This is a genomic window from Hydrogenimonas sp., assembly GCF_029932565.1.
Classification (GTDB): Bacteria; Campylobacterota; Campylobacteria; order Campylobacterales; family Hydrogenimonadaceae; genus Hydrogenimonas.
On the sequence record NZ_JAOZPV010000111.1, the window covers coordinates 1 to 3,735 of the forward strand.

The 3,735-nt window shown below is 45.7% G+C and carries 6 protein-coding genes; 2 read left to right on the top strand and 4 right to left on the bottom strand.

Translation table 11 applies throughout. From position 1 onward, the window contains the following. The 4 genes from Q1K24_RS09430 to Q1K24_RS09445 all read right to left on the bottom strand — a co-directional run. Positions 1-1,130, bottom strand: a 1,130-nt coding sequence (locus tag Q1K24_RS09430) for a cbb3-type cytochrome c oxidase subunit I (RefSeq protein ID WP_300369371.1), incomplete at its 3' end; no start/stop codon positions are given. Continuing rightward, the gene (locus tag Q1K24_RS09435; protein ID WP_300369374.1) at positions 1,120-1,785 is read right to left on the bottom strand and encodes a cytochrome c; all 666 of its coding nucleotides are present in this window, start codon (positions 1,783-1,785) and stop codon (positions 1,120-1,122) included. The genes Q1K24_RS09430 and Q1K24_RS09435, both read right to left, overlap by 11 nt. Positions 1,786-1,795: 10 nt before the next feature. Beyond that, positions 1,796-2,143, bottom strand: a complete 348-nt coding sequence (locus tag Q1K24_RS09440; RefSeq protein WP_300369377.1) for a hypothetical protein — start codon at positions 2,141-2,143, stop codon at positions 1,796-1,798. Positions 2,144-2,350: 207 nt separating this feature from the next. Beyond that, the gene (locus Q1K24_RS09445; RefSeq protein WP_300369380.1) at positions 2,351-2,722 is read right to left on the bottom strand and encodes a hypothetical protein; all 372 of its coding nucleotides are present in this window, start codon (positions 2,720-2,722) and stop codon (positions 2,351-2,353) included. A 153-nt stretch (positions 2,723-2,875) separates the two neighbouring features. On the opposite strand from Q1K24_RS09445, the gene Q1K24_RS09450 reads away from it, so the two are divergent. Both Q1K24_RS09450 and Q1K24_RS09455 read left to right on the top strand, forming a co-directional pair. Next, positions 2,876-3,061, top strand: coding sequence for a hypothetical protein (locus tag Q1K24_RS09450; protein WP_300369383.1), 186 nt, complete (start codon positions 2,876-2,878; stop codon positions 3,059-3,061). A 23-nt stretch (positions 3,062-3,084) separates the two neighbouring features. Further along, positions 3,085-3,726, top strand: a complete 642-nt coding sequence (locus Q1K24_RS09455) for a Crp/Fnr family transcriptional regulator (protein ID WP_300369386.1) — start codon at positions 3,085-3,087, stop codon at positions 3,724-3,726. Positions 3,727-3,735: the final 9 nt, after the last annotated feature.

Here is a 3,735-nt window from a genome sequence, read left to right on the forward strand (position 1 = left end):
CCCTGTACTCCCAGATACATCATACCGATCAGAATCGTCGCATAGGCACCGAAGAATGCAAGGTGGCCGTGGGCCGCCGTGAACTGCGTACCGTGTGTATAGATGTTGACCTGCGGCAATGTATGGAAGAATCCCCAGATACCGGCACCCAGGAAGTTTCCGAATGCGTTGGCTGCGATCCATGCCATCGCCGGCGTATTTTTGACTGCATGACCGGCCTGGCCCGCTTCGGTGTGGCCCTGCTCTTTACCCCAGTCATAGAGAACGTGAACGAACATCGCTACCAGCGGAACAGGCTCGAGAGCACTGAAGAGCGCACCGATCTCCCACCAGTACTCGGGTGTACCGATCCAGAAGTAGTGGTGACCCAGACCGAGAATACCTGAACCAAACAGCATCAGTACTTCGATCCAGAGCCACATTTCGACGATTTCGCGCTTCGCGTCGAGAATCTTGATCAACGCATAGGCTGCCAGTGTACCGACGAAGACTTCCCAGGTCGCTTCGACCCACAGGTGGATAACCCACCACCACCAGTACTGATCCATCGAGATGTTGTCGGTAAAGAACATACCACACAGATAGAGACCAGCCAGTGCAAAGAGGTTGGCAACCATGACCGTCATGATACCTGTCCTCTTTTCAGACTTGATGAATGTAAAGAAGACATTGTAATAGAAGATCAAAACAACGACAACGATACCGATATCCGCCCAGCGTGGTGCTTCGAGATATTCACGTCCTTCGTTGATGAACCAGATGGTCGTTTCACTGCCGGATCCAACCTGAATGAAAATGTAAACCAGGACGACAACAGCTACTGCAGCAGTCAAAACCCAGAATGCAAGTTTGCCCAGGGCGATACCGACCGCTTCGTGACCTGTCTCGTCAGGAATCATGTAATAGACCGATCCGATCATCGCAAAGAGCATCCAGACGACCAGCGCATTGATGTGAACCATCCGTGCGACACTGAAGTCGAAAAGCTCGAAAAGGAATCCCGGATACAAAAACTGTATGGCAGCGATCAATCCCATCAACAGCTGAGCGCCAAACAGGACAATTGCTACACGAAAATAGTTCATCGCAAGCTTTTGCGACTCGTACTTCAACTGACCATTAGTGAGCATGAGTACCTCCTTCTAAACGTTTCGCAGACTGGGAGAAGTTTCGGGGGAAACCGTTGGTGTCGATCGCACTCATATGCTTCAGGAATGCAACCAATGCAACTGCTTCATCTTTCGTAATTCCCAGTTCAGGCATCATACGCGCATGCGTAGGATATTGAGAAGGATGCATCAAAAATTCCGCCATCGCTTCCTCTTTCGTCTCTTTGCCGGTAATACCGGTCATTGTGCCGTCATTCCATTTTGTATCGAGCCACGCTTTGGTCAGATCCGGTGCGAAATAGGCACCATTCCCAAGAAGCGTATGGCAATTCATACAGTTTTTGGCCTGTGAAGTGAGCTTGCCGTGATGCAGCAGATCCGCTGCCTCTTTGTTGCTCCACTCTTTTCCGAAAAATGGCTCTTTTTCACCGATAACCGGAACCTCATGTCCACGTTTCTCGTCAAACGCATACCCGATATGATAGTTAATGACCGATGCAGCCGGGATTCTTTTTTTAATCCCCTTTTCCAAATCGGCATCGCTGCCCATTCCGATCTGACCCATCGTATCGAATGTCAGCCAGATCAGCAATACGGTGGCCGTACCGGTGACCCATGCTGCTGAACGGCGCCAGAACGGTATACTCGTCCAGACAGAAGCACTCTTCTTGCTCATCACTCCTCCTTTAATTTAATGGTTGACCATCTTCGGCCGTTTCATAGCGCTTTTCCGACTCTTCGATCAGGTAAAAGTACAGATGGGGTGCGAAAAGATAGATGATCATCGCCACCATCAGCACTTTTGCCGTGAAGGGGTTGCTCTGAATCCGAACCGAAAGATCGTACAAACTGTAAGCCTGCAATATCCAGAATATATAGCCGAAAGGCTGCCATTTTTTTGGAACGAAGCCCATCTTCGACAGGGTAATCAATGCGGCATAGCCAACCCCGAACACCAGAACCAGCGTTGCCACAATGAAGATTCCCAAAAACTCATCCGGTGCCAACTGCGGCATATAGATGACAGATTCCATGACACTCCTTTCTTAAGCGGACTTTCTAAAAAGACCACTTTATATACCCCGGATAAGGCATGGAGATATTATGACAATATTTATTGTTATTCGGATTGACATGCATCAAGAAAAAGAGATTTTTTTGTAATTTGAAAGATGGAAAATAAAATTTATTATTTTCTAAGATTGAAAACATTCGCCCCCTGTTTCAGGGACTATATGGGTCTACTTTTTATAAACGACACATCGAGCGGAAAAGAAGGGGCGTACATATGCATCCGAAACAAAGTAATCCCCTTCAAGTCTCCACCCCAGCGATTTTTTTAAGATTAGTGACTGTGCACCTTTTCTCACGATACGACTTTCACATATAATCGGTTCACCCCGAACAAATGCTTCTTTGACTTTCTCCATCCGGGATGTCGTCACCCAGTAGTGTGCACCGATCGCCACGGCCAAAAAGAGAGAAACATACATCATTCCTCTCTTTTTGGCATTTTTTCCCATAAACGGTCGTGTTGTTACGAAAAGTGTCACCATCAGTACGATGGCCGCCAGAATCAGATATGCACCTTCGATATAAAAAAACTTACCCATTATGTCAACCCAATTAATTTTAATTTGCAATACTATCATAATAGAGAAGTCAGACATTGATTTATATCAAGAGCTCTAAACTCTCTTTCAGCCGTAAAACCATATACTTCTCACTCAATTGAATTTTCAATACGTTGCATTGAAGGAAAAACTTTGAATATCGTCCTCACACTAACTTTCAGTATTGTGATGCTCTTTTTCATGATTTTTCCTGCTATGAAAATCACAGAGTGGATCGATGAACGCTACCCGATTCCGAAAAAGCTCTATACACCAGTCATGCTCTCGATCGTGGTATTGCTATCCATCTGTATCGGCCTTTTCCTCAAATTTGCATAGACAATGACCCGGAATAGAGAAAAATGATTAAAAAACTGAAAAATTTCTACCTTTTTAGACATATGAACGAAGAGAGACTCACCCGTCTCGAGGAGATCTCGAATATCGTTGAATACAAAAAGGGGACGATTCTCTTTTTCGAAGGCGATGAAGCGAAAAACCTGATCGTCCTTCTGGACGGCATTCTTCAGGTCTATAAAACGGACCAGAAGGGAAACAAAGTCATTCTGCATCACTTTTTCCCGATCGACGTCATTGCGGAAATCGTCAATCTGGAGCATATGCGCTATCCTGCATCTGCCGAATTCGAAACCGACGGCCGGGCACTCGTCATCAATTACGAACTGTTCGAAAAAGAGTTTCTAAAAGATCCCGAAATCTCTTTCGCATTCATCAAGTCTCTTTCAAAAAAGATCAAATATCTCGAAAATGTCATCGCCACCAACATGGTCATGAACTCCACAGCCCGCGTGGCAAAATTTATCTGCGAACATGGGCACGAGATATCCAATCTCAAAAAAAGCCATATTGCGGCCGACTTGAACATGACACCCGAAACCCTTTCAAGAATTCTGAAAAAACTCTCGACACTGGGATTCATCGAAAAGCAGAAAGATGAGATCATCATTCTTGACAAAGAGGGGTTGGAGACATTCTATTTATAAAAACTCCCA

Excerpts from the sequence above, each read along its gene's own strand:
- Q1K24_RS09440 (WP_300369377.1), bottom strand. The coding sequence starts at position 2,143 with ATGGAATCTGTCATCTATATGCCGCAGTTGGCACCGGATGAGTTTTTG.
- Q1K24_RS09435 (WP_300369374.1), bottom strand. The coding sequence starts at position 1,785 with ATGAGCAAGAAGAGTGCTTCTGTCTGGACGAGTATACCGTTCTGGCGC.
- Q1K24_RS09445 (WP_300369380.1), bottom strand. The coding sequence starts at position 2,722 with ATGGGTAAGTTTTTTTATATCGAAGGTGCATATCTGATTCTGGCGGCC.
- Q1K24_RS09455 (WP_300369386.1), top strand. The coding sequence starts at position 3,085 with ATGATTAAAAAACTGAAAAATTTCTACCTTTTTAGACATATGAACGAA.